The sequence below is a fragment of the Natrialba chahannaoensis JCM 10990 genome (assembly GCF_000337135.1).
In the GTDB taxonomy this organism is placed as follows: Archaea; Halobacteriota; Halobacteria; order Halobacteriales; family Natrialbaceae; genus Natrialba; species Natrialba chahannaoensis.
The window spans coordinates 100,225-125,538 of the sequence record NZ_AOIN01000067.1; the positions used below are offsets into that span (position 1 = coordinate 100,225).

The following is a 25,314-nucleotide window of genomic DNA, read 5'->3' on the forward strand; positions in this document are numbered from 1 at the left end:
TACCTTGCTTGGTCAGGACAGTGAGGTAACGTCAGGTCACGTCATCGCTTGCAGCAGGGAGTGTAAACGAGAATGTCGCACCCTCGCCTGGCTCAGACTCAACCCAGATGTCGCCATCGTGGCGTTCGACAATGCGCTTGCAGAGCGCGAGGCCAATCCCCGTTCCCGAGTGCTCGTCTTGGGCGTGTAGGCTCTGGAATATCTCGAAGACACGCTCTTTGTCGTCCGGGGCAATACCGATTCCCTCGTCGGCGACTGAGACGACGACATTCGACCCGCTCCGCGCAGCCGAGATCTCCACCTGTGGCGGGCCGTCACTGTACTCGATTGCGTTAGACAGCAGGTTCTGGAATACCTGCCGTAACTGCCCTGGATCACCCTCAACATGAGGCAGCGACTGGGCTGTGATCTCGGCATCGCTCTCTTCGATGCTCATCTGGAGATCCTGGCGAACATCCGCGAGAACGGCATCCAGATCAATCGGCTCGAAGGGGTTACCGCGCGTTTCGATCCGTGAGTACTCGAGTAACCCCTTGATCATGGCGCGCATCCGTTCGGCACCGTCGATGGCGAACTCGATGAACTCCTCACCGTCCTCATCGAACTCATCCCCGTAACGGCACTCGATCAACTGGAGATAGCTTGTGACCATCCGCAGAGGCTCCTGGAGGTCGTGTGAGGCGGCGTAGGCGAACTGTTCGAGGCGCTTGTTGGATTCCTTGAGTCGTTGTTCAAACTGCTTGCGCTCGGTGATATCGGCCATGGCACCAGGGAACGATACTGGATTCCCATCGTCGTCGTACTCGACGTGTCCGCGCGCAACGACCCACCGGAGGTCGTCGTTGGCGTCCCAAACGCGGTACTCATCTTCGTACTCCGCTCCCGATTCGATAGTGTCGTCGATCTTTTGTTTCACTCGCTCGCGATCATCGTCATGGATCGCAGAGACGAACTGATCGAGTGAGACACCTTCGGCGGCCGCGTCGGGATCGATCCCGAACTTCTTGGCGAAGGATGCGCCTGCAACCATCCGGTCCTCGGGGATATACCACTCCCAGGTTCCGACAGCGCCAGCTTCTGTTGCCGCTTCCAGTCGCTCTTTTGCATCTTCGAGATCGCGCTTGCGTTCGACCCGCTCGGTCACGTCGTTCACCACCCCCAACCATCGACTTATTTTGCCCTCCTCATCGAAGAGCGGTGTGGCACGCGAAACGACCCAGGCTACGGTGTCGTCTTCACGAACGACCCGGTGTTCCAACTCGAAGCTGCTTTTCGTGTGAATCGCTTCGTCAATGGTTTGCTGGACGCGGGGCTGGTCTTCGGGTGGGACATATTGTTCAACCCATGACCGCCCGTGCTCGTCGGCATCAGCCAGAAAATCTGATCCCGCGACACTGTCTAGCTCGCTCCAATCTGCGTTCGTACTGAACACTGCATCCGACGTGGTGGTGACTAACGCGCGAAAGCGCTCTTCACTCTCGCGCAGTTGTTCGTACGCTTCTCGCTTTGCCTGTTGGAGTAGCTCCTGTCCGCGCAACACGACGTCCGATGCGAGCTGTGAATCCGCGGCGTCTCGATCCTGTAGTAGCTCCTCTTCGCCCTCTGCCTGGAGTTCCTGGACGATCGGCGTGATATCCTCGACACTGTGGACGATGTAGTCGATTTCCCCAGCTGTGTCAAACACTGGTGAATTGATCGGACTCCACCAGCGCTCCTCGAATCCATTGTCATCTGACTCACGGTCGGGGATCGGGTAGTGCGTCACCGGCATGGTGTCCGCTTCCCCGGTGGCCGCGACTTTATCGAGTGATTCACGGAGGTTCTCGACACCGTCGGCTGGGTCGTCGGGGTTATTCGGAAAGATTTCGAACAATGTGTTCCCCAGCATCTCCGACCGGTCGGTCATCGTCGCCTCCAGATATGCATCGCTCACGGCCACGATTTTGTAGTCCTCTGGCTGTACGATGAGATAGTTCCCAGGGACGTTCTCGAACAATCGACGAAAGGTCGCTTCGGTGGCTTCCGTTTCCGTTTCCGTTTCTGTTTCCGTTTCCGTTTCCGCTTCTGTTTTTATCTGTTTGCGGTCGCCAATTTCGCGAACGATTCCGACTGTTCCCTGCACGGTATCCCCTGCATCGAGGACGTTCACCCGAACTTCACAGCGAACCTGTTCGCCCTCCGCGGTTTCCAGGGTGAGATCGAGTGCCTCGCTTTGGTCGGCGGCGTTCGCTCGGAGACGGTCGATCTCACGGTCGATCACCACACTGTCGCCGCCAAAGAGCATGGACACGTGTTCGTCGAGCAGCTCCTCACGCGTGTATCCCGTTCTCTCGACGAGGACGTCGTTGATCGAGACAAGGCAGCCATCGGTGTCGAGCCGATAAACTCCGTCGTCGATCGTATTGACGAGGGTACGATAGTGCTGGAGGGCCTCGGTGTCATCGGCATCTCCCCAGAATGCCATTTCGGAAGCTCCAGCCCGTTCACTCATACACATGTAGAGCGCTCCGACTCGGATAAGTTCCCTGCCAAACTACACCCCGTCTCATTCGGAAATTTGAGATCGGCCTCCAACACCGCCTTCGGCCCACCTTACTCACGCATAGCCAGTCTGACTCAACACACAGCCAGCTACCAGTGAACTACCCCTGCCTACTTGGTGGCTGCGTCGCCTCCTTGAGGCAGGGACTTCCTGTTTCAACGACGTTGTCAGACTACGTCTGACAGCTTGTCGGGGTTCCCTCGACAAACGCGGCTTGCAGATACGACAAGCGTATCCACAGCGGCCGCAGTCTCTGCAGGCGTAGATTCGGAGTGACCCACACCTATTCCGAGATCAGCCCAACCACGCTGCGACACGTTCGGCGCGGCGTTCCAATCCCGGTCGGTTTGTAACTCGTGTGGGCGCTGTATCCCCGCCCTACTCACTCGGCCTCGCCTCGCTCCTTGAGGACGGGGGTTTAGTGCCCTCTCTTTCAGCTAACACCGACGCCATCCCCTCTGGACCAGCGTGAACGGATCGAACTCCGCCTCGAGTACCGCCGGCACCAGCTTCGACAGCGAGAGTGCGCCGACGAGAAGCAGCGGGTCCCGGTTGTGTGCTGCAATCGTGTCGGTCAAGCAGACGGGAACTCGAGTGCAGGACCGAACCGCGCCCCGGCACGAAACGGGGCGATCGCTTCTGTTTCTCCACCAGCCCCGCTCGCGGCACCCGATGCGAAACCGGGCCCGTTGCTGATCGCCGGCTACTCGAGTACCACACCTGAAACAACATACACGGCCTAGAACGGCACGCAGGAGGAGACCGCAAGCGTGAGCGGGTATCGATCGACGCGCCGCTAACGACCTTCGCGAGTAGCGCGATAGCTGCGTAGACGACGGCAGTGAGCAGTGCGTAGCCGAACCAGACTGAGATCATCGGCGCAGCACTCGCCCCCGTTCGTTGATGCTAACCAGTACTCACTCTCGTTCGTCGCCACTCGAAGCCACTGTTCGTGTGGCGTGTCGCCGTCGTGGAGCGCTGTTCGACACTGGGACACCGTTCTAGCTGTGGATCGAAGCGGAAAACTCGGTTGCCGGCGTGCGTTGGACGAGCGCGATTGGTGACGTGCGGGACACAAGCGCGATAGCGTCACAATCAAGAAGCAGGCGAGAGCCGGCACGCGCCGGCGAGCACTACAGAGAAGCGCAGCGTCAGTCGACGACGCAGCCTACAGGAACCGGAACGTCTCCAGATTCTTCGGCGCGAACGTGCGCATGTTGTAGTCGTGATAGAGCGCACTCGAGAGGTCCTGCGTCGAGCGCTCGTCGCCGTGGACACAGAGCACCTTCTCGGGGCGCGGGTTCATCGTCTTCACGAAGTTCTCGAGTCCCGCGCGGTCGGCGTGGCCGGAGAACCCGTCGACGGTTTCGACGTCCAGATTCAACGCGAGGGTGCCGCGGCCGTTGCCGCCGCCCATTGCGCCGACTTCGCTCGTCGGGATCTCGTCCCAGCCGTTCTGGATACGGCGGCCGAGAGTACCCTGTGCCTGGTAGCCGACGAACACCATCGTCGACTCTGGATCCGGGCCGATGTGGCCGAGCCAGGACATGATCGGACCGCCGGTGACCATCCCCGAGGTCGAGAGGATGATACACTGGTCGCCGTCGGCGACGTCCTGTCGCTCCTCCTCACCGCCGTCGATGTGGTTGAACTCCTCGGCGAGGAACGGATTCTCGTCCTCGTGGAAGATGCGGTCGCGGAGTTCATCACGTAGATACTCCGGATACGTCGTGTGGATCGCCGTCGCCTCCCAGATCATGCCGTCCAGATGGACCGGCATCGACGGAATCTCGCCGTTTCGCATCGCCTCCTCGATGACGAGCATGATCTCCTGGGAGCGACCGACGGCGAACGCCGGGATGACGACCTTCCCACCCTTCTCGTAGGTCTCGTTGATGACCTCCTTGAGCTTCTCCTCGGAGTCTTCCTGGTCCGTCTGGTAGTCGTTGCGACCACCGTAGGTGGACTCCAGAACAAGCGTTTCGACGCGCGGGAAGTCGTTGACCGCGCCGTTGAACAGGCGCGTATCGTCGTAATGAATGTCCCCGGAGAAACAGACGTTGTAGAGACCATCGCCAATGTGGAAGTGCGAGACGGCCGAGCCGAGAATGTGCCCCGCGTTGTGGAAGGTGAGTTTCACGTCTGGCGCGATGTCTGTCACGTCACCGTACTCGAGTGGGATGCAGTGTTTGATCGCCTCGCGAACCATCTCGGAGTCGTACGGTGGGGTGCGTCCCTCCTTGGCGGCGACGTCGAGGTAGTCGAGGGTGAGCAGGCCCATCAGGTCTCGCGTGGGTTCGGTACAGTAGATTGGACCGTCGTAGCCGTACTTGAACAGGAGCGGGATAAAGGCGGAGTGGTCGAGGTGGGCGTGAGTGAGGACGACGGCGTCGATCGTTTCCGGACCGGCACCGAACGCCTCTGGGGCGTGGAGGTACGGCACTTCGCCCTCTGCGCCGGGCTTGTCACCACAGTCGATGAGGATGCGCGTTTCCGGTGTCGAGAGGATGAATGCGGCGCGCCCGACTTCGCGGCAGCAGCCAAGTGTCGAAATGCGGACGTACTCGTCATCGGACATCTCTTCGCGGTGGATCTGTCGGCCGACCTTCTCCAGAATGTCTCGGCGCTCGTCGCGCTCTTGCTTGAGGAAGCTCCGAACGTTCGAGACCGTCGAAGACTCAATCGGTGGGGTACGGACAACTTCGGGCGTCCAGCCGACGTTCTTCGTGATGTCACGAAGCGTCGAACCGTGGCGACCGATAACCATACCCGGCTTTTCGGCCTCAATGACGACCTCGCCGGTGTCGGCGTGGAAGTCGAGGTCCGTGACGCCGGCCTCGTCAGGGATGACGTTCATGATCTCCTCGCGAGCTTCGTTCGGCCGGGAGAGAACGCTTGGGTCCGGCCGGACAGTGATGCGCTTTCGAAGCTTGCTCGCGAGCTTCCGGATGAGGTCACCTTGCTGGGCGAACTCTTTCGGATCGCGTGTGTAGACGACCAGCTCTGGTCCTTCGTACTTCACCGAGGAGACCGAGATATCACTCGGTAACTCGCTCGTGATCTCTGCTTGCAAATCGTCGAGTTGCTGCTCTACAGTGCTCATAATCGCCAGATGTGGCTTGCGTGAACTCGCCGCCGGAGAGTACGTTCGTGGACGCTATCGCGAGAGAGAGATCGACGTTGTGGTCGATTTCGATGCCGAGAGCGGTTCCGACAGAACTGCCTGCCGTGATACGGTCCGTTGTAGTTCGGTACCAGCGATCGCCGCCCCGTCGGGGCGATCTCCGGTAAGCCGCTACAACGATCCGTCTGAAACAACGCAGACTGCGTCGTATCTCGGATCATTCTGTGTGACATCGTCCCATACGAACATACTCCCAGGTCGGTTATCCTGGTCACTGCGGGAAGATTCCAGGGAGAACCCGCTTACCCGAGGCTATTCTTTGCGTGGTATAAAAGCCTTCGCAAAATCCAGGATGGTAGCCCGCGAAGCCGTCCTATGGACCTCACACCGGCCCGCGTCGCCGCCGAACGAGACTGGGTTCGCGAGCGCGCCGACACCATCGTCCCGCTGATCAACGACGTTCGCGATGACCTCGGTGAACGTTTCGAGACCGATGTCGATCCCGTCACCGAACAGCAGTACCGCGAGGAGGTTGACGTTGTCTTCGCAGATGGTGATCTCGCCGTCAACGTCGCCGCGATGGTTGGACTTCTCCGTGAGCTGGACGTCGAGAGTGACTATCCCGGCTTCGTCGTCGACGAACTCCTCGGCCGTGAACTCGCTGCCACGATTGCCGGCACGCAGCCACTCCGAACGCTCGGCGAGGCAACGTTCCACTACACGGATGTCAACCTCCACGGCGACGAAGACGAAAACGCCGGCATCGACGACCTCGAGGCCGCCCTCGCCGCCGGGTTTCAGGAGCGACTCCCGGGTTGGGACTGGACCGAACGCGAGAGTCCGTTCAGCGTCCCTCCGATCGACGACGCCGACTCGTAGCTCATCGCCACCCTGCAAGAAATGCTGGTCCCGAACCAGCGCTCTCACCATACTGCATCACGTCGAAACCGAAGAAAACATCAGTTACTCTCGTCGTCGGAGTCGGAGTCCGAGTCAGCGCCATCGTCGTCTGCCCCCTCTTCGTCGCTATCGGCCGTCTCGTCGTCATCAGCAGCTTCACCATCGTCGCTGTCGCCGTCGCCGTCATCAGCCTCATCCTCGTCCTCATCCTCGTCCTCATCCTCATCAGCTTCTTGCTCGTCTTCCGGTTCCGGCTCTGGCTCAGGCTCGGACCCCGGCGCAGGTTCCTGTCCCTGCATCTGCTCCAATACGAGTTCGTAATCCTCGCCCGGCAACAGCGCTGCGACCTCTCCGTTTCGAAGAAGGTCAACCAGCCGCTCGTCCGGCCCATCGAGCAGGAACGCCCCCTGCTCAGCGATAGCGCCCTCGAGTGAGATCTCGTCCTGCTCGAGCATGGCGGATTCGAACTCGACGGCCTCCGTTCGGAACAGCTCCGTCGTTCGCTGCTCGATTTCCGCCATCAGCTCCTCCTGAGTTGCATCTTCGCCCGCCTCAGCGACGACCTCCTGTTGGATCTGGGCCTGCTCCTGCTGGCTCGGCTGGACGGATGCCGTGATGCCGTCGGCGGGATCGATCCCTGGCTCCTGGCCCGTCTCGAGTTCGGGCGCGCTGTCGTCCGAACCGATGCCGGGGATATCGAACTGGGTACAGCCGGCGAGCGACGCTGTCGCACCGACACCGGTCAACTGGAGGACACGACGTCGAGTGGGGAAATCAGTCATTACGCATTTGCTGTCGACGACCGGCAGGAATAAACCCTCGTTCTCGGCGTGCAAACACGTTCGGTGCGTTGTCCGATGGACAAGTTAATCCGCGTGCAGCAGTGCATAGGGTCGTCGTTCTGGCGAGTCAGTCCGGTACCTTCCCCGTCTCGACGCCGGTCGCGGCCCTTTTATTCGCCGCGTCGGTATCACTCGACAGTGACCACCAGTCGCAGTACGCAGTCCGTTCGCGCCGTGACACTCGAGCGGCCCACCCCCACAGCGGCTCGCGATGCGATCGCAGACGGTCTCGACCGTGAGGCACTCGTGACCGTTTTCGGTCGCTGTACCGTCGACTATGACGGCCGTGCCTCGAGTCAACTCGCCGCCGGCGACCGCCACGTGATGCTCAAGCCCGACGGCGCGGCGCTCGTTCACACCGACGAGGGCCAGCAGCCGGTCAACTGGCAACCGCCGGGCTGTGCGCACGACGTGTTCTGCGAGCCAGCAGCTGGTGCGGACGGGTCTGACGGGTCTGAAACAGACGGAAGTGGAAGTGGAAGTGGCAGTGACGATGTCACCGCTTCGGACACAGACACCGCGACACTCGTCCTCGAAAGCACCAGATCTACCCCCGAAGAACGCCTCCTCGTCTGCTTTCAGGACGTTCTACAGGTCTCGACGTTCGCCGGCACAGACGAGGGGGAACTCACCCTCTCTGGCACCGAGTCTGACCTCCGCGATCGCATCCTTGACAGTCCAGACCTTTTGGAATCCGGCTTCACCCCACTGGCCACCGAGCGCGACACGTCCGCCGGTGCCATCGACATCTACGGCGAGGACGACGCCGGCCGCACCGTCGTCGTCGAACTCAAACGCCGCCGCGTCGGCCCCGACGCGGTTAGCCAACTCCGGCGCTACGTCGACGCACTCGAGCGCGACCTGCACGCGGATGCGACCCTCCGTGGCATTCTCGTTGCCCCGTCAGTGACCGAGCGCGCACAGCGGTTGCTGGGAGAGCACGGACTCGAGTTCGTCTCGCTAGAGCCGACCGACGAGTAGGTTCGGGTTCGCGGTCAGGCTGGATACGTCCCCTCGAGCGTCGCCGTCTCGATGACGTGTCCGTCCATCGCGGACTCGAGGTCGTCGGCACTGGTTTCTGTATCGAGGTCGCTTCCGAGCTCCGACTCGAGTGCGAACAGCCGGAACCGATAGGTGTGTTCCCGGTCCGGCGGGTTCGGACCGCCATAGCCGCGCTCGCCGAAGTCGTTCGTTCCCTCGCGGGCACCTGCCGTCTCGGGGTCCCAGTCTTCAGGGATCGTGTGCTGGTCAGGCGGGATATTCCAGACGAGCCAGTGGTCCCAGATCTTCCCGGCTGGTTCGACCGCGTCCGGGTCGTCTACGATGAGTGCGAGCGAGGTGGTACCGTCTGGAACGCCGTCGAACTCGAGTGGTGGGTTGATGTTTGCGTTGCGGTAGCCGTGCTGGTCGGGAATGCGGTCACCGTCGGTGAACGCCGAACTCCTGAGCGTGAGTGTTCGCGAGTGTGTTGTCATTCGTTTGGCCTCCGTTTTCCGCTTTCTGTCTTCGACCCGTTGCCGGCAATAAACTGCATGCTGCAGGCAACGAGCGACACGAAAGCATTCGACGAGGCACTGGAAGAAGGTTTCATGGCAGCGTCGGAGTCTGGGGCCTGCCACAACCATGTCGAGTTCTCCCGTCCACAGTCCTCGGTTCGAAACATGGGCTGGACGAATGAATCACCTCCGCGAAGACCACGGAGACACCGCTACCGGAGTTCACGGCCCCGGCAGCGAGCGGCGGTCTGCTGCTCGGCTACGACTCCTCCTCGAGGAGTCGCTGCAGCCGGTCGAGTTCGGTGAGCGCCTCGACGGGCGTCATGTGCCCGACGTTGAGGTCGCGGAGTTCGGCGGCGACGCTATCGGGGACCGGAGCGGTTTCTGTCGATTCGAGTTCGCTGGTGCCGCCGTCGGCTGTTGGTTCAGTTCTTGCTGTGGTCTCAGCGGCAGCGTTGGCGTCGACCAGTTCTCGCGACCGGTCGACGACATCCTCGGGGACGCCCGCTGCGGTCGCGACCTCGACGCCGTAGGAGCCGGTAGCTGCGCCAGGTTCGATCTCGTGGTGGAAGACGACCTCGCCGTCTGTCTGTTCCACCTCGAAATGGAGCGTGAACGCGTCTGGGAGGTCGTCAGCCAGTTCGGTCAGCGGATGGTGGTGGGTCGCAAAGAGCGTCGTCGCGCCGACCGCGTCGTGGAGATGTTCGGTGATGGCCTGCGCGATAGCGAGGCCGTCTGCGGTCGAGGTTCCTCGTCCCACTTCGTCGAGCAGGACGAGCGAGCGCTCGTCGGCGTCCCGGAGGATAGTTGCGAGTTCGTCCATCTCAACCATGAACGTCGAGCGGCCGCCAGCGATGTCGTCGCTCGCGCCAACGCGGGTGAAGATGCGCTCGACGGGCGTCAACCGCGCTGACTCCGCGGGGACGAAGCTCCCGACCTGCGCGAGCAGGACGATTTGAGCGACCTGCCGCATGTAGGTCGACTTGCCGGACATGTTGGGCCCCGTGATCACCGCCAGGCGCTGTTCGGCATCGAACCGTGCACTGTTCGGGACGAACGACTCCTGGGTGCGCTCGACGACGGGGTGGCGGCCGCCGGTGATGTCGATTTCTACCCCACCGTCGGTTCGTTCTGATTCGGGATCGAGAATCTCGGGCCGGCAGTAGTCGTACTGTGCCGCGACCGTTGCAAGCGAGACCAGCGCGTCGAGCGTCGCCAGCGCGTCTGCCAGTCCCTGCACGCGTTCGACTTCGTCACCGATATCGCTGCGAACCTCACAGAAGAGTTCGTACTCGCGTTCGTCCGCACGCTCTTCCGCGCCGACGATTTCGTCCTCGCGCTCTTTGAGTTCAGGCGTGACGAATCGTTCGGAGTTCTTCAGCGTCTGGCGGCGCTGGTAGTTCTCCGGTACGGCGTCGAGATTGGGGTTCGTCACCTCGATATAGTAGCCGTGGACGGAGTTGTAGCCGACCTTCAGCGAGTCGATGCCGGTTCGCTCGCGCTCTCGGGCTTCCAGGTCGTCGATCCACTGCTTGCCGTCCCGTGCGGTGCCGCGGAGGTCGTCCAGATCGGAATCGTACTCCTCGGCGATGATACCGCCCTCAGTGATCTCGATCGGCGGATCGGAGACGACGGCGTCGTCGATCAGTTCCCGCACGTCGACGAGCGGATCGAGATTCTCGTGCAGGTCGCGCAAACGGTCGCAGTCCGCGTTAGCCAGCTGGTCTCGTATCTCGGGCACGACAGCGAGCGTGTCCCGCAGCGAGCGCAGGTCCCGTGCGTTCGCCCGCTCGCGGGAGATGCGTCCAATCAGGCGCTCCAGATCGTATACATCGCGGAGCAACTCGTGGCAGTGCTCGCGCGTCTGGACCGACCCCGTGAGCTCTTCCACCGCGTCGAGGCGCGCCTCGATTCGGTGGGACTCGAGTAGCGGCCGGCGAAGCCAGTCACGAAGCGTCCGCCCGCCGAGGGCGCAGGCGGTCTCGTCGAGCACGCCGACGAGCGTCGCGTCGTCCCGGCCGTTGACGGCACGGGGCTCGAACAGTTCGAGACTGCGCAGGGCAACGGCGTCGAGCAGGAGGTACTCCCGAGGATCGTACCGGGTGAGATGCGTGAGGTACTCGAGTCGGTCCGTCTCGCCGGGCTCGCGGGAACTCCCAGCTTTACCGGCGTCATCGCTCTCATCGCTCTCATCGCCCCCTTTTTCGCCCTCGTGCTCGCCGCCACGTGCGTATTCGGCGTAGGCGAGCAACGCGCCGCAGGCTCGAATTTCGGCGTCGCTCGCGAGCAGCGCGTCTGGTTCGCCGAAGTACTCCGAGAGGATCGATGCGGCGCGCTCGCGGTCGAAGACGCGCTCGTCGAACGGCGTCACCATGCAGTCGTCGGGGAGCACATCGGAGGGGGCGTTCGGGCCGACGACGGCTTCGGCGGGTGCGAAGCGACTCACCTCGTCCGCGATCGACTCTTCGGCAGCGGAGCTCGTGGCGAGGAAGTCGCCGGTCGAGACGTCGAGGAGGGCGAGGGCGAGTTCGTCGTCTGCGGGTCGCGTGTCGATCCCACGGCCGCGGGCAACGGCCGCGACGAAGTTGTTGTCGTCGCTCGCGAGGAGTTCGTCCTCGGTGAGCGTGCCGGGTGTGATGACGCGGGTGACCGCGCGTTCGACGACACCAGCGGTTTCGCCGGGCTCTTCGACCTGATCCGCGACAGCAACGCGGTAGCCGGCTTCCAGCAGGTCCTCAATGTACGATTCGGCGTTGTCAATTGGGATGCCGGCCATCGGGTACTCGCCGGTGCTGTCCTCGCGGCTGGTCAGGGCGATCTCGAGGAGGCGGGCGCTGCGCTCGGCGGCACCGCAGAAGGTCTCGTAGAAGTCACCGACCTGAAAGAGGACGATTGCGTCGTTGTAGCGGGCACAGAGGTCGTGGTACTGACGCATCATCGGCGTCAACTCGTCGCGTTTCTCGGCCATCGCGTTGGGCGGGCCAAGCGCCGGGTCCATACAGTGTGGTCGGCCGCCGGACGCTGAAATAGCTTGCTGGACGGGACGACGGTGGTGAGGGGTTGGATAGAGTGGAGTGGGGTGGGTGAGAGGACGCTCACTCGCCGTCCGTCTCGAAGTTTACCTCGAAGTATAGCTCTGCGTGTGCCGCACAGCCCGGATTGAACGGTGCGTCGCAGTTCGGACACTCGTACGCACAGTCAAGGTAGTCGGGAACCGTGAACGTGGCATCACAGACGCCACAGCGGACGGATGGCTCGTCGAATCGGCGTTTGGGCCAGGGAACGGTCTCGTGGTCCGTCACGGCGTTGTGGCACTGAAAACAGGGATAGTAGGCATCACAGCAGGCAAAGCGAAACGCGACAACGTCCAGTTCGCTGTCGTAGTGGTCACAGCGCGTGTCGGAGCCGACATCGACGCCACGGATCGGGAGGCGAGACACGGCTCTAACCGAGTGGAGGGGTGAGTCCTACTTCGAGATTTCGGATCGTGGATCCCGGGTTCTGCTCGCAGGGTTCTGTTCTATGGATCCGATCTACAGGCGGAGCAGGCCGAGGCGGTTCACTCGAATGCGGTCGTATCCCCGCGGCGATACCTGTCGAGCCGTCGGTACCCCTGGACGACGCCGTCCGTGTCGAGGTCGATCTCGTACCGGCCGAGCACGTCCTGCGTGTCCGGGATCGACGAGCGCTCGACGACCTCGACAACGGCACACCAGCCCTCGTCTGTCGGCGAGATTTCACTGACGCCGTCGAACTCGTGGCCGATGAGTTCGCCGGCCGTCGAGACGACGGTTCGGCGGATCGCGAGCACGCCTTCGATCCGGTCGGCGTCGACCTTCGATTCGACCTCGACGTCGAAGTCGTCGGTGTCGACGTCGCCGGGATCTGTTGTTTCGTTGCTTGCCATATGGGTTTCTTCGTCTGTCTGGTCGGTCTCTGGTTGGTCAGTGTCTGACTGTTCTTGCTCGTCTTGCTCTTCTTCCTGCCCCTGCTCTTGCTCTTCACCGCCTCCGTTCTCCTCTTCAGCGTCCTGTTCCTCAGATTCAGCAGCCGATTCTTCCGTCTCGTCGTCGGACTCACTCACTGTCGGATCATCCTCGTCGTGTTGAAAGCAAAAGCCGTCCTCCTGGGCCGGCCGCGAGCAGCGCTCGCCGTCAGCGGTGAGCGCCTTACACTGTGTCGTCGCGTCCGCTGTCTCTGCGTTTCCCATGCTCTCAGTCTCGAAGAACCTCGTTAATCTGCCTTTGCAGGGCGGCGATCCCGTCGATCTCTGCCTCCGTCCCGGCGACTTTCGGACCGAGCACATCCGTCAACACGTCAGCGAGCAGGTCGTCGCTGTCGCCGTCGCTGAACTGAATCTGACCACCGTCTGTCCGCCCAGCCGCAGCCTCGCCGCCGTCCCAGTCGTCGAACACCGAAAGCCCCTTCGCGGCCGTAATCGCGGCCCGCGTTCCGACGACGATTGGTAGCTCCTCGCGTAGCGTTCGGGTCGCGTTGACGACCGTCTCAATCTCCTCGTCGGAGACGGTTCGGCCCGGGTCGTCGTCAGCAGGCCCGTCCTGCTTCTCAGCCACGTGTGACCGAACGATTTCGTGCTCGGTCTCCGCGTCGTAGTAGTCGACGTGCACGCCGACCATCCGGTCGAGCAGCGCATCCTGTTGCTGGTGGACACCCGCGTACTCCACATCGTTCGACGTGAAAATCACGCGGAACTCCGGATGCACGTCGATCGATCTGTCGGCTCCGTACTTGCCCGGCCGCTCGAGTACACCCTCCTCGAGGACGGAGAGCAAGACGTTGTGGGCGGCGGGGTCGCTCCGGGAGAACTCGTTGTAGATGAACGTTGCGCCCTCACGGACCGCGACGGAAAGTGGGTTGTCGACCCAGCGGTCGCGGACGATCTGTGTCTTCTTGCTGACGCCGCTGACGTACTCATCGCGCTCCTCGTAGCGTTCGCCGCCGCTGTAGCCGCCGACGAGCGCGCTCGTGTCGACCGCCTTGTCGCCGTTGCAGAGGACGACCGGTCGGCCGCGTGCTGCGGCCGCTGACAGTGCGAGTGCCGTCTTGCCAGTGCCGGTCGGTCCGATCAGGTGAACCGGCTGATCGGCAGCGAGCCACCCGGTTATCCGGTCGCGAACGGCCGCAACGGCGTCGGTTTCGATGAACGGTTCCGGTGCGGCGTCGGCGGGATCTATGAGGAGGTCGTCCTCGCTTGTGCGCTGGGTGTGAGTACCCCCCGACTTCCCGGACGGTTCGCTCTCTGTCTTCGCCTTCGATACCGACCGAGCCAGTTTCTTCCGGGCCTTGCAGCGCTGTTTCGCCTCCCGATCATCGCGAATCTTTCTGCCGCGGACCGTACGCTTGCGCGAGGTGTCCTCGGCCATCGTGGGTTACTCGGTGGCCGATTTCGGCGAGGATTCGGGCCGCGGCTCGACCTCGAGCTCTTCTAGGTCCTCGAGGTCGCCCTCCGCGGTCGCTTGCTCAATTTTTGCGATCTCCTCCGCGTAGTGGAGGAACGTGTCGACGGAGGCGACGACGACACGGGCCTCGATGGTGAGGAGTTCGATCCCGACGACCGAGACGCGCGCCCAGACGTCGATGACGACACCCTTGTCGAGTACGCGGTCCAGTACCTCCGCGAGACTCGATGAGTCGGGCCGTCGTTGTGGTTGTGCCATTGCGAGTCGCGATTCACCCCGGTTTCGTAACACGACTTTCGTTGCGACTGCAAGCCAGTTGCTGGCTGTGAGCGCCTCAAATCGGTATTGCTAGCTGGGCTGCGACTGCAAGCAGTACGATAACGCACGGGGCTATCGAACACTTCCTGACGATTGCGTTTCACGACTGCGGGGACGGGATCACTGCCGCCGTCACCGTCGACATCGATGCCGACGGGTCAAACTGGTGCGTGATCGTGTCCCTGGTCCAACATACCTCTCATGACCGACACACGATCCAGCCGTCACACGCGGCCGTGCTCGCAGTGGTGGAGAACGCTGCTCACGCACAGCCTCTCACCCACACTCAGGTCCAAGTTTTCACCCACATCCAGACCCCTGCCCACACTCATGTCCAGATCCAGACCCACAGCCACAGCCACAGCCGCACAAAGGCTCCGACCTTTGTCCCACCACCATCCCCCCCCCAACACCCACCACTACACCCATCCCCACCCCGTCGTCCACTACGGAGCGTGACTACCCAATGAGCAACAGTAACCGATACGTCTACGGCATCGTCAACAGCGGCGACATCGAGTTCGAAACCGACGCCGTCGCCGGCGCAGACCGCGTCTATACCGTCTCCCACCGCCGACTCGGTGCTGTCGTCTCGAACATCGACACCACCGATCCCGAGGAGACCGACGAAGACGCCACACGCCACGACGACGTCCTGCGCGAGATCATGGACTACGACGGTGGCCGAACCATCGTCCCGATGCAGTTCGGCATGGCCTTCGAGAGCGATCGCACCCTCAAGAACGTCCTCCGCGGCGCACGGCCCGCCTTCCGCCGCGCCATGAACGATATCGAGGGCCGCATCGAACTCGGCCTCAAACTCGTCACACAGGAAGACGCCACGGTCGACCCCGACGAAATCGAGGCCGCCGTCGAAGACGAACTCGAGTCCATCGTCGCACAGACGGTTACGAACGACCAGTTCAGTGACCGCCTCGTCCTGAACAAGTCCTACCTCGTCGACGAGGACGACCGCGCGGCGTTCGACGACGGTGTCGCCCGCATCGAGGACACCTACGGCGACGACCTGTTGGTTCAGTACACTGGCCCCTTCGCGCCGTACAGCTTCGTCGATGTCGAAATCGGGGCCCAATCTCGGTGACTACTATGTTCGTTCTCGACGACCTCCTGTTTCGGCCGTTCGTGGGCATCATCGACGCGCTGCACTCGCTCGCACTCGAGGAACTCTACGACGTGGACGCACTCGAGGACGAGCGCAAGGAGAACCAGTTGCTGTACGAACTCGGCGAGCGATCGGAGGAGGAGTACCTGGAGCGAAAGGAAGTGATCGAGGAGGAACTCGAAATTGCTCGTGAGGTGCACGAGCAGTTCGGGAGTGGTCGTGTCGAGGTGAAACGGTGATGGTTCCTGATGGTAGTAGTGGTGGCAGCGGTGGCGGCAGCGGTCGTGGAGGTAGTAACGGTGGCAGCGGTAGCGGTGGTGGTCCCGGTGCTGATGGTACTGGTGGCAGTGACGGCAACGGTGGCAATGGCCGTGATCGACGGGTCGGACACAACGGACGTGATGAGCGGGATGAACGAGATGAACGAGACGACTGGAACAATTGGGACGAACGGGGCGAGCGTAAGCAACGCGATTCTCGTGATGCCCGCGACTCGGACACCGGCTGGCTCGCCACGTTCCGGGCACTGCTCGACCGGCTGGAGGGTGACTCGAAATCCAACACCCTCTCGAATCGTGGCCGACGGAGCCGTGACCGGTCGATATTCGATTACAACATCTCGATTCGGACGGGTGACGATCTCCTCGACGACTCCCGGTTTGGCGACTCGATTGCAGACGAATGGCTCGAACGGTTCCGGAACCGAGACAGCACAGGAAACGACACCGACGAGCGACGGCAGGGACGGGACCTCCCCTCCCGATCGTGGTCGTCTCGCCGGCATTCCCCCCGTTCATCATCGGATCGATCATCACGCGTCCGCGACGCCGCATCGACAGGCCCGTCGCCACCGTCGACGGGAAGCGGGACTCGGCCAGACAATCACCGCGTAACGACGCGCACCCACGAGGACGAACTCCTCGTCATTGCCGATGTCTCCGGCGTCGCCCGTGAGGACGTCACGGTCGGCTTCAGCGACACTGAACTGGTCGTCGTGATCACCGGCACCGAACTCGAGCGCGTCGAGGTCCCCTGGCCCGACCGAACTGGTCAGGCAGCGATTAACAACGGTGTCTTGACGGTCCAGGTCCGTCCCGACCAGTCGAACACTGCTGCTGATGAACCAACAGGATACTCGAGTTCAGCTTCGAGTTCGGGTGCAAGTTCGGATACGGGTGCGGGCTCAAACTCGAGTTCGGAGTCAAGTTCGAACACCGACTCGAATACCGGGGCCGAGACCGAGTCAGGAGGGGAGCCATGAGCGACGGCTCGGTGACCGAGTCGGTCGATGCCGACCTCGGCGACCTCATTGCAGATGCAGAGGATGCACTCGAGTCACTCGAGACGTTCGGCGAGGAAGACGGTACCGACCGCGAGAGCCTCGACGACGAGACCCTCACCGACCTTTCACAGAATCTCGACACCCTCGCCGAACTGGCGACCGAACTCGAGTCTGTCCTCGAGACGGTCGACCTGTCGGACCTTCCGGAGGCAGTCGACGCAGACGAATTGGTTGCAGCAATCAACGCGGGTGAAATGCCGTCTGCACTGGCTGATGACGACACTGGTGCATCCGACGTGATCGATTTCGGACACCTCTTTCAGGCGATCGACTTGCTCGATGCCTGGGATGCAACTGACCTCGGCAGCCTCTGGGAGACGAAACGCGATCTCGAGGAAACGGCCGGGGAACTGACTGGTGACGACGAGGACGGCGGTGGGGGCGGGATCACAGAAGGTCTCGTCGGCGATGACGACGGTGAGGATGATGACCTCCTCGACGCGGATTTCGACGGCGACATGCTCGAGACGGACGCCGACCCCACCGAACTGCTCGGCGACATCGACGTGATGGACGATCCCGAGGCCTACCAGGTCGCGATCCAGCAGACGGCGATGGCGGGGATCGACAGCTTTCGGGCGGCGTTACTCGAGACGCACGCCAAATTTTCCCGGGTTCACGAGTTCAATCGGGAGAAGATGCGCCGCCAGGATACGAGTGCGAACTCGCGCAATCCGACGGCGGCGTCGACGATGCCGACAGAGCGAGCGGATGTCGCGAGTGGCGTCAAGCACTCGACGGTGCCACAGCAGGTCAAACTCTCGACGGCCCCGAGTCGGAAGCGGATCTACGGCAAGCGGTTCGAGCGCGAACGGAAAAAGCGCCGAAACGATGCCTCTCTCGACGAGACCGAGGACGAACAGGCGACTGAACAACCGGCGGACCAGCGTGCGAGCGACGATGTCGGAAACACCGACGGAGGTGCGAACTGATGCCTGTTCGAGCCCAGCCGTTGGTCTTCTGGACGAGCCGTGTCGCCACTGCCGCTACAGTACCTGTATCCAGCATGAGTCACACCAGACCTGAATCAGCGTCGATGTCCCGTCGCAGTCGAACCGCCTCCCAGACATCACAGACAGAGCGTCGACAGAGCAAGAACTCGAGTGCTCCGTTTAGCTCGTGTCCCACTCCGTTGTCGGTGCCGAACGCGAACCCAACGCGAGGTGGGCCGGATGGCCGATAGCTTCCAGCCGAGTCGCCAGCAGAGCGATCTCGCTGATATCGTCGAGATGCTGCTGGACAAGGGCATCGTCATCAATGCCGACATCGCCGTCTCGATCGGCGACACGCAGTTGCTCGGCATCCAGCTTCGGGCTGCCATCGCCTCCTTCGAGACAGCGGCGAAGTACGGACTCGAGTTCCCCGAAGGGACGGATATGCAGCGAGTCGCCGAAGCGGCGGGCGATCCAGAACTTGCCGAGATGGAGCGACCGAAGCCAGCGATCGATCCGACACGAGGGGTCAACGTGACGGCGGCTGACGACGGTGATGAGGACAGCGGTGATGACGACGATAATGAGACCGGCGGTAATGATGGCGACGATGCTGATACCGAAGCAGCGACAGCACAGGACGACACCGACGAGACCGCCGACGACCCGGGGGGCAACGAATGACCACGATCGACATCGGCGACGGCGACGACGCCCGCCAGGGACTGATCACCCTCGTCATCACTGTCGTCGAACTCCTCATCGACGCACTCGAGCGCGAGGCCGTCCGACGCATGGAGTCCGGCAACCTCTCGGACGAGGAAATCGACCGCCTCGGCCGCCAACTCGCAACGATCGAAGCGGAGATCGAACAGCTCAAAGCAGACGAGGGGATCGAAGACGGCGTCGACGACCTGCGCGGCGATCTGGATGGACTGGTCTCGGACGCGATCGAACAGTTCAACGCCGACGCGCCGTCTCACCGCAAACCCGGCTACTCTGTGTTCGGAGGTGAGGAACAGTGACGACTGACGAAACGACCCCCGACGCAGCGGATATTCCCGAGATCAACAACGGGCGCTACCTCTACTGTGTCGTCCAGGCCGAGTCCGACGCCGAACTCGAGACGACCGGGATCGACGGCGAGTCAGTTTCGGTGATCGCGGAGAACGGAATCGGAGCCGTCGTCCACGCCTGTGACGGGCTCTACGACACGGACGATCTCGGACAGATCCAGCGCTGGCTGATCCGCCACCAGACGGTAGTCGACGCGGCGGGTGAGGCGTTCGGCACGCCGGTTCCGTTCCAGTTCGACACGATCCTCCGCGGCGGCGAGGCTGGCCTTCGGCAGTGGCTTCGCGAGGAGACAGACACGCTGCAGCCGGTGCTCTCGGAGCTCGCTGGCCACTGGGAGTACCGCGTCGAGGTCGTCGAGTACGATTCGCCGGACGACGAGACGCTGATTGCGCAGGACGAGCGCCTGTCCGAACTCGAAGCGCAGATCGACGAGGCGAGCAAGGGACAGGCGTTCTTGCTCGAAAAGCAGTTCGACCAGCGACTCACCGAACTTCGGGCCGCCCGTCGCGAGACCATGACGGCCGAACTGGAGGCGGAGTTGGCCAAGGAAGCACGCGAGGTGCATACACTTGAGCGCTCGCCGGCGTCGGAGATTACGAAGGTTGCGGGTCGCGGTAGTGGCGGGAGCAGTAGGGAGAGCGATGGCGGTGACGGTGGCGATAATCATCGGCCCGGCGGTGACGGCGACACTGAGGACGAGAGCAACGCAACCACGGCCGACTCGGAGACCATCTGCCGACTCACACTCCTCGCACACGAAGACAATGAGGACGAGATTGGCTCGATCCTCGACGACGTGGCGGCCGAAGACGGGATCGAAGTCCGCTTCACGGGCCCATGGCCACCGTACACGTTCGCGCCGGCGATCGGCGACGACGAGAACGATGGCAATGGCAATGGCGATGGCGATGGCGGAAACGCGGGTGGCCCAGCCCGCATCGGGGGGTGACCAACTGTGGAACCGCGAAAGGACGACGACGCGCTGGTCGACCTGCTAGACGTGATCCTCCGGGACGGCGTGATCCTTCGGGCCGACGTTATCATCTCTGTCGCCGAAATCCCACTCGTCGGCCTCAAGCTCACGGCCGCACTCGCTGGCATGGAGACGATGACCGAGTACGGCCTCTTCGAGGAGTGGGACGCGAGACACAGGCTGCGTAGCGCAGAGAAACACGGCGAACTCGAGCAGACGACGGGGTCGGGTACGAAGACGGACGGGGCACAGCGGACGGCAGTTCCAGGTCCGCGACCGAGCGGCGAGTTAGACGGCCGCATCGGCACGTCGAGCCCGACTAGCAGCAGGAAAAGGGGGAGTAGACACGATCTTGATCGGTAATGTGGTACTCACCAGGTTGACCAGTGTCCTGCGCCGGATCACCGGTCGCAGCTGTCAGGCGAACTTCGGTCGCTCGGTCGTCAACTCGACGTCGCCAGAGACCGCCTCTTCGTCGCGATCCTCGTCGTAGACGTACTGACCGGTTGACCCACAGAGGGTACACTCGTAACTCTCTGATAGTTCGTTGATGACCTCTCCATCTTCGAAATAGACGCGACTCTGGGTGATCTGCAGGAACTGCGGGGTCTCACAGTTTGTACAGGTGATCATATCCGACGGGTCGCTTGCACCGGTTGTAGTTATCCGGCTTGTAACCGAATTGAATGGTACACTATCACAGTCTTACCGTCTGGAAATCGGTCGATCACTCCCATGCTATCGACTCTCTTTCGAGGCGTTCGTCCGGCGCTCCTGAAGCCCGCGTAAACAGGTCATAATCGCACGACTGAATCGGGGCCATCCACCAGGATACCGTTCCGAGTAGCCGTCGGAAAACGGGGAGTTATCAGCTCGTATCGAACCGTTATTCGTCGCCTTCCCACAACCGCTGACCGGTCTGTTCGAGGGGACACTGGGCCCCCTTCTCGGCCGCCGCTACTGGCCACCCTACTCGAGTCCGACCGAGACTCGCTCGCCGGTTCGGGCGGCCTCGTAGGCTGCCTCAGTCAGGGCGGTTACCCGGAGTGCATCGCGGGCGGTCGCCGGCGGTTCGTGCTCGGGTCCGCCACGAATGCTCTCGACGAAGGCATCGGCGCGGGTTTGTTCTCGCCGGTGGTCGATGTAAGGGACGCGTTCGCTTGCGTCGGTCTCAATTTCGAAGATATCGCGCGAGCCCCACTGGGTGCCCTCGATGTAGAGTGCGCCGTCGTCATCCCAGCAGTGGATGTGTTCGCGGGTCGTGGGAAGATCGCCGTGGAGCGAGACTGTTCCCGTCGCGCCGTTCTCGAACCGGATGTCTAGGTGTGCACGGCTGTCGACTCGCTGTTCGACATCGTGAAAGTCCATGCTCGCGGCGACGGAGGTCGGCTCGAGTCCGGTCGTCCAGAGGATGCCGTCGAGGACGTGACTCCCCGTATCATAGAGGAAGCCGCCGCCCGAGAGTGCTGGATCGAGCCGCCACGTTTCCTGCGAGTCCGCGATCCAGTCCTGGGTGATCGAGGCCGTCACCCACCGCGGCGGCCCCGAGTCGAAGCGATCCCGTGCCAATTGAAACGCGGTCTGGAGGTGGCGCTGATAGCCGACCATCAGGGTCAGGTCGGTGTGCGCCGATCGCTCGACGAGATCGCGAGCGTGTTCGCGTTCCGTCGTCAGCGGCTTATCGCAGTAGACGTGCAGGTCGGACTCGAGTGCGGCGACGACCTGCTCGTAGTGGAGCGTGTGGGGTGTGGCGATGAGGACGGCATTGAGTTTGCCGTTCGCATTAGCGAGCATCGACTCGTACTCGGTGTATCGCCGTTCGGGTGGAACACCGAACTCGTCGCCGAGGGACTCGAGTTGATCGGGATCGAGATCACAGACGGCTTCGATGGTGGCGTCGGCGTGGCGGTGGAGTTGCCCGCCGACCGTGGTGCCGATGTAGCCGAGGCCGACGATACCGACGCGGATCGGTGTTGAAGTCGATTCGGGTGGGGATAGGCTAGCACACATAGACCGGGACACGCGGTCCACGGGTATCGATCTGACGGCGACTTCGGTGCCTATCGCGGCGGTAGGCAGTGAAATACGTCCAACAGGCGGGCCGTACTGCTATCCGACCGCCGGGAACCACTCTGTGCTGCGATTTTAGACCCTACTCGAGTGATACGGTCCTCACGAGGGTGCGTAGAGAACTGGCGGTGAATTCGACTGTAGTGGATCGATACGCCCGCCGTATTCTACTCCTGTTGCAGGTTTGCACACACTACGATCCACCAACTCTGTTCATAACAAAGGGGAACACCGTCCTCTGACTCACGTGCGGGGATAACACGCCCCGCCGGGTACGCGCTTGGCCCAGACACGACGCGCTGACAGCCGATTGCGTGCGTTCGTGCCCGGATCGCTCGGAAGTGGACTCGCCCCCGCTTCGAGTTAGCTCATGTCTCTCACGCCCGGGCGGGCTCCCGCCCCCGTTCGGGTATACGTGCTGTCTGTCGGTCGCCGCCCGCCGTTCCGACGGCGGCGCTGGCGGCGGCTTTCACGGCAGTGACAGTAGTGTTGCAGTATCCTGTCCCAGCCGCACCGCTCGTTTCTCAGAACAGATACACACGCTGTGAGCTATTGAACCGAAAGAACGGCTAACGGGTCAGAACTGAACCAAGAACGCCCTGTCGTATCAGAACTCCGTAACAACCGGAATCCCGACCGTCTCGTAGTTGTCCATCGAGGCCAACGTCTCGGGGACCTCCTCGAGTGACAACGTCTCGCCGATAATCTTGCTCGGCTCGAGTGTCCCCTCCCCGATCAGCTTGAACAGTTCCTCGTAGCGAACGAGCGGCATGCCGAACGAGCCGTGGAAGTCGAGTTCCCGCATCGTCATCACGTCGACGGGGAGCTCGATCTGTCCTTCTTCTTCGCCGGTTGTGAGGCCGACCTGGACGTGCGTACCACGGGTGCCGAGGCTGCCGATCGAGTTCTGGCAGGTCTCGGCGATACCGAGCGCGTCGATCGAGACGTCTGCGCCGCCGCCGGCGAGCGCCTTGACCTCTTGAGCCGTGGTGCCCGCCTCGGCTGCGTTGACCGTTGCGGACGCGCCGAGTTCGCGGGCACGCTCGAGTTTGTCCTCGCGAACGTCGACTGCGATCGGATGTGCGCCCAGTGCGTCGGCGATGTGGATCGCCGAGAGGCCGACGCCGCCACAGCCGTGGACCGCGACCCAGTCACCGGGCCGGAGCTCTGCGCGGTCCGCCAGCGCGTGGTAGGCGGTCATGAACCGGCAGCCGAGGCCGGCCATCTCGGCAAAGTCGAGGCTATCGGGGAGCTTCACGCAGTTGTAGTCTGCTTCGCGGACCGGAAACGCCTCGGCGAACGCACCTGGTGCGATGCTCGACAGTCCGAGCGGGATCACCGTCTCGCAGTTGTTCGCGCGCCCCTCGCGACAGTGTGAACAGGTACCGTCACCGAGGTGGAACGGCACTGCAACGCGGTCGCCTTCCTGTAGCGTCTCGACATCCTCACCGACCGCGGAGACGATGCCCGCGGGTTCGTGGCCGAGAATCTGGCCCTCCGGAACCGAGGCACCGATCCAGCTCCAGTCGCCCTGCCAGGCGTGCCAGTCGCTCCGGCAGATCCCACAGGCTTCGGTTTCGACGATCACCTGATCGGGTTCCGGTTCAGGATAGTCAACGTCTTTGACCGCGAGCGGTTCACCGTGTTCCTCGAGTACTGCTGCTCGCATATCTTCTTGATTCCTGTCCAACATATAAAAGTATGACAGTTGGGCGCAGGTGTCACGGTCGGCGATACACACATCCCGCCACGGTTCGAATCACGTCTGTGACGCACCCAGACGCGCCAGTCACACGGCAGTTGGCAGCCGTTGCAAGTGAATCACAGCACCCACCGGAAGCGCAGACGGCAACGTTCGGCATGGGCTGTTTCTGGGGCCCCGACGCCAGATTCGGCGCGATGGAAGGCGTCGTTCGAACACGGGTCGGCTATGCCGGCGGCACCACACCGAATCCGAGCTATTACTCCCTTGGCGATCACACCGAAGTCATCCAACTCGAGTTCGACCCGGAAACGCTCTCGTACGAGGAGCTGCTCGAGGTGTTCTGGGCGAACCACACCTGGCAATCCTCGTCCCGAAAGCGACAGTATCGCGGCGTTGTCCTCGCACACACTGACGAGCAGTACGAGACTGCCCAGCGCACGAAAGACGACCTCGCCGAGCGAACCGGTGCGACAGTGGTATCGGAGATTGAGGTACTGGAGTCCATCACGCTCGCGGAGGACTATCACCAGAAGTACGAACTTCGGTCGACGCCGGTCGCTGGCGACGAACTTGCCGACCGATACGGTGACGAGTTCGTCGACTCGACAGTCGTTGCCCGGCTCAACGGCTTTGTTGCCGGCCACGGAACCGAAGAGCAGCGTCGTCGTGCACTCGCAGCACTGGACGTCCCGGCGACGGTTGTCGCTGAACTTCGGCGGCGGTTCTGATCGGCTGGAAGGAAGATCTCCTGACCGCGTTGTCAGGCGAGCAATTATACAACGTCCGGGTGTAGGTAGGTAACGAGTCAGGCCTATGTCCACACTCTGTGCGAACTGCGGCGACGACAGTCTGCCGGTACAGTGGTGTCACGTCTACCTCTCGACGGACGAGGTCGTCGAGGTCGAACTCTGTGAGGGGTGTCGGTACAGATTCGTTACTGCAGAGTGGGTCGAGGCCGTCGTCTAAGCCAATGTCAGCGCCATCACGCTACAAACTGGTCGGTGTCTACGTCTCACAGCCGGTGTTCGAGGCGCTCGCAGACTACCTCCACGACGAGGCTGGCGTCGTGGATCTCGAGACGTACTTCGACCCGACCGCCGATTCCGTCCCACAGGGAGACCCCGGTGCCGACGCGACCGCCGACCTCGTGACGGCGGTTGTCGACGAGTTTGCAGCGCTCTACGACGACGCGTCGTTCGATGTGGCCGCCACCGTCGAACCAGATTCGTTCGTTCTCACACACCTGGCCGCGCCACCCCAGACGGCTGCGAGCGTTCGGGAGCGGTTTCAGGCCGCTGCGACGATTCAGGAGACGGATCACCGTGAGGTTCACACGGCGATTCTGGCTGCGTACTTCGACGTGGCACCGTAAGAATCAGCACTAGAGCCAGAACCAAGCCAGAGCTATTGTGACTCTCGTCCCCGTCCCCGCCTCTATTTCCATTTCCAT

General features: G+C 62.4%; 26 protein-coding genes. 13 read left to right on the top strand and 13 right to left on the bottom strand.

Annotated elements, in window-relative coordinates; translation table 11 throughout:
* Positions 1-31: 31 nt before the first annotated feature.
* The 3 genes from C482_RS12880 to C482_RS12885 all read right to left on the bottom strand — a co-directional run bounded on the left by C482_RS12880 (position 32) and on the right by C482_RS12885 (position 5,645).
* A complete protein-coding gene (locus C482_RS12880) occupies positions 32-2,464 on the bottom strand; it encodes a PAS domain-containing sensor histidine kinase (protein WP_006168072.1) in 2,433 nt (810 codons plus the stop codon).
* 515 nt (positions 2,465-2,979) lie between these two features.
* On the bottom strand, positions 2,980-3,120 hold the full coding sequence (locus tag C482_RS21525; protein WP_161605600.1) for a hypothetical protein: 141 nt from the start codon (positions 3,118-3,120) through the stop codon (positions 2,980-2,982).
* A 590-nt stretch (positions 3,121-3,710) separates the two neighbouring features.
* Entirely contained in the window at positions 3,711-5,645 is a 1,935-nt protein-coding gene (locus tag C482_RS12885; RefSeq protein WP_006168073.1) for a beta-CASP ribonuclease aCPSF1, read from the bottom strand.
* Positions 5,646-6,041: 396 nt separating this feature from the next.
* Between C482_RS12885 and C482_RS12890 the strand changes: the two genes are divergently transcribed.
* Positions 6,042-6,545 carry a hypothetical protein gene (locus C482_RS12890; protein ID WP_006168074.1) on the top strand — a complete coding sequence of 168 codons (504 nt, stop codon included), beginning with the start codon at positions 6,042-6,044 and terminating at the stop codon, positions 6,543-6,545.
* 80 nt (positions 6,546-6,625) lie between these two features.
* Here the strand turns inward: C482_RS12890 and C482_RS12895 are convergent, their stop codons facing one another.
* Entirely contained in the window at positions 6,626-7,348 is a 723-nt protein-coding gene (locus C482_RS12895) for a hypothetical protein (RefSeq protein ID WP_006168075.1), read from the bottom strand.
* A 198-nt stretch (positions 7,349-7,546) separates the two neighbouring features.
* On the opposite strand from C482_RS12895, the gene nucS reads away from it, so the two are divergent.
* Positions 7,547-8,389 (top strand): endonuclease NucS, encoded by an 843-nt coding sequence (gene nucS / locus C482_RS12900; protein WP_083858619.1) that lies wholly within the window; start codon positions 7,547-7,549, stop codon positions 8,387-8,389.
* A 14-nt stretch (positions 8,390-8,403) separates the two neighbouring features.
* Here the strand turns inward: nucS and C482_RS12905 are convergent, their stop codons facing one another.
* The 6 genes from C482_RS12905 to gvpA all read right to left on the bottom strand — a co-directional run bounded on the left by C482_RS12905 (position 8,404) and on the right by gvpA (position 14,582).
* Positions 8,404-8,883: a YbhB/YbcL family Raf kinase inhibitor-like protein gene (locus tag C482_RS12905; RefSeq protein ID WP_006168077.1), complete on the bottom strand. Its 480-nt coding sequence runs from the start codon at positions 8,881-8,883 to the stop codon at positions 8,404-8,406.
* Between the two features lie 280 nt (positions 8,884-9,163).
* A complete protein-coding gene (gene mutS, locus C482_RS12910) occupies positions 9,164-11,902 on the bottom strand; it encodes a DNA mismatch repair protein MutS (protein ID WP_006168078.1) in 2,739 nt (912 codons plus the stop codon).
* 97 nt (positions 11,903-11,999) lie between these two features.
* The gene (locus C482_RS12915; protein WP_006168079.1) at positions 12,000-12,344 is read right to left on the bottom strand and encodes a CHY zinc finger protein; all 345 of its coding nucleotides are present in this window, start codon (positions 12,342-12,344) and stop codon (positions 12,000-12,002) included.
* Between the two features lie 119 nt (positions 12,345-12,463).
* The gene (gvpO, locus tag C482_RS12920) at positions 12,464-13,114 is read right to left on the bottom strand and encodes a gas vesicle protein GvpO, halophile-type (protein WP_006168080.1); all 651 of its coding nucleotides are present in this window, start codon (positions 13,112-13,114) and stop codon (positions 12,464-12,466) included.
* Positions 13,115-13,118: 4 nt separating this feature from the next.
* Positions 13,119-14,288, bottom strand: a complete 1,170-nt coding sequence (gene gvpN / locus C482_RS12925) for a gas vesicle protein GvpN (RefSeq protein WP_006168081.1) — start codon at positions 14,286-14,288, stop codon at positions 13,119-13,121.
* Between the two features lie 6 nt (positions 14,289-14,294).
* Entirely contained in the window at positions 14,295-14,582 is a 288-nt protein-coding gene (gene gvpA / locus C482_RS12930) for a gas vesicle protein GvpA (protein WP_006168082.1), read from the bottom strand.
* A gap of 526 nt (positions 14,583-15,108) precedes the next feature.
* Between gvpA and C482_RS12935 the strand changes: the two genes are divergently transcribed.
* From C482_RS12935 to gvpM, 8 genes are all read left to right on the top strand, one after another.
* Positions 15,109-15,744 (top strand): GvpL/GvpF family gas vesicle protein, encoded by a 636-nt coding sequence (locus C482_RS12935; RefSeq protein ID WP_006168083.1) that lies wholly within the window; start codon positions 15,109-15,111, stop codon positions 15,742-15,744.
* 5 nt (positions 15,745-15,749) lie between these two features.
* Positions 15,750-16,004 (top strand): gas vesicle protein GvpF, encoded by a 255-nt coding sequence (gvpF, locus tag C482_RS12940; RefSeq protein WP_006168084.1) that lies wholly within the window; start codon positions 15,750-15,752, stop codon positions 16,002-16,004.
* The gene (locus tag C482_RS12945) at positions 16,004-17,026 is read left to right on the top strand and encodes an Hsp20/alpha crystallin family protein (RefSeq protein WP_006168085.1); all 1,023 of its coding nucleotides are present in this window, start codon (positions 16,004-16,006) and stop codon (positions 17,024-17,026) included. Before gvpF ends, C482_RS12945 begins: the two co-directional genes overlap by 1 nt.
* A complete protein-coding gene (locus C482_RS12950; RefSeq protein WP_006168086.1) occupies positions 17,023-18,039 on the top strand; it encodes a hypothetical protein in 1,017 nt (338 codons plus the stop codon). Before C482_RS12945 ends, C482_RS12950 begins: the two co-directional genes overlap by 4 nt.
* A gap of 240 nt (positions 18,040-18,279) precedes the next feature.
* Positions 18,280-18,723: a gas vesicle protein GvpJ gene (gene gvpJ, locus C482_RS12955; RefSeq protein WP_006168087.1), complete on the top strand. Its 444-nt coding sequence runs from the start codon at positions 18,280-18,282 to the stop codon at positions 18,721-18,723.
* A complete protein-coding gene (locus tag C482_RS12960; RefSeq protein WP_006168088.1) occupies positions 18,720-19,064 on the top strand; it encodes a gas vesicle protein K in 345 nt (114 codons plus the stop codon). Before gvpJ ends, C482_RS12960 begins: the two co-directional genes overlap by 4 nt.
* Positions 19,061-20,065: a gas vesicle protein GvpL gene (gene gvpL / locus C482_RS12965; RefSeq protein ID WP_006168089.1), complete on the top strand. Its 1,005-nt coding sequence runs from the start codon at positions 19,061-19,063 to the stop codon at positions 20,063-20,065. Before C482_RS12960 ends, gvpL begins: the two co-directional genes overlap by 4 nt.
* Positions 20,066-20,071: 6 nt before the next feature.
* Positions 20,072-20,452 carry a gas vesicle protein GvpM gene (gvpM, locus tag C482_RS12970; RefSeq protein ID WP_006168090.1) on the top strand — a complete coding sequence of 127 codons (381 nt, stop codon included), beginning with the start codon at positions 20,072-20,074 and terminating at the stop codon, positions 20,450-20,452.
* Positions 20,453-20,506: 54 nt separating this feature from the next.
* On the opposite strand, the gene C482_RS12975 is transcribed toward gvpM, so the two are convergent.
* From C482_RS12975 to C482_RS12985, 3 genes are all read right to left on the bottom strand, one after another.
* Complete coding sequence (locus tag C482_RS12975; RefSeq protein WP_006168091.1) at positions 20,507-20,722, bottom strand: hypothetical protein; 216 nt, start codon at positions 20,720-20,722, stop codon at positions 20,507-20,509.
* Positions 20,723-21,058: 336 nt separating this feature from the next.
* Positions 21,059-22,099, bottom strand: coding sequence for a Gfo/Idh/MocA family protein (locus tag C482_RS12980; protein ID WP_006168092.1), 1,041 nt, complete (start codon positions 22,097-22,099; stop codon positions 21,059-21,061).
* A gap of 667 nt (positions 22,100-22,766) precedes the next feature.
* Positions 22,767-23,828, bottom strand: a complete 1,062-nt coding sequence (locus C482_RS12985) for a zinc-dependent alcohol dehydrogenase family protein (RefSeq protein WP_006168093.1) — start codon at positions 23,826-23,828, stop codon at positions 22,767-22,769.
* Between the two features lie 98 nt (positions 23,829-23,926).
* Here C482_RS12985 and msrA point away from each other — a divergent pair, with 98 nt between their 5' ends.
* The 3 genes from msrA (at position 23,927) to C482_RS12995 (ending at position 25,236) form a co-directional block, all read left to right on the top strand.
* A complete protein-coding gene (gene msrA / locus C482_RS12990) occupies positions 23,927-24,592 on the top strand; it encodes a peptide-methionine (S)-S-oxide reductase MsrA (protein WP_006168094.1) in 666 nt (221 codons plus the stop codon).
* 85 nt (positions 24,593-24,677) lie between these two features.
* Entirely contained in the window at positions 24,678-24,830 is a 153-nt protein-coding gene (locus C482_RS21835; RefSeq protein ID WP_006168095.1) for a hypothetical protein, read from the top strand.
* 4 nt (positions 24,831-24,834) lie between these two features.
* Positions 24,835-25,236 (top strand): hypothetical protein, encoded by a 402-nt coding sequence (locus C482_RS12995; RefSeq protein ID WP_006168096.1) that lies wholly within the window; start codon positions 24,835-24,837, stop codon positions 25,234-25,236.
* Positions 25,237-25,314 lie beyond the last annotated feature (78 nt).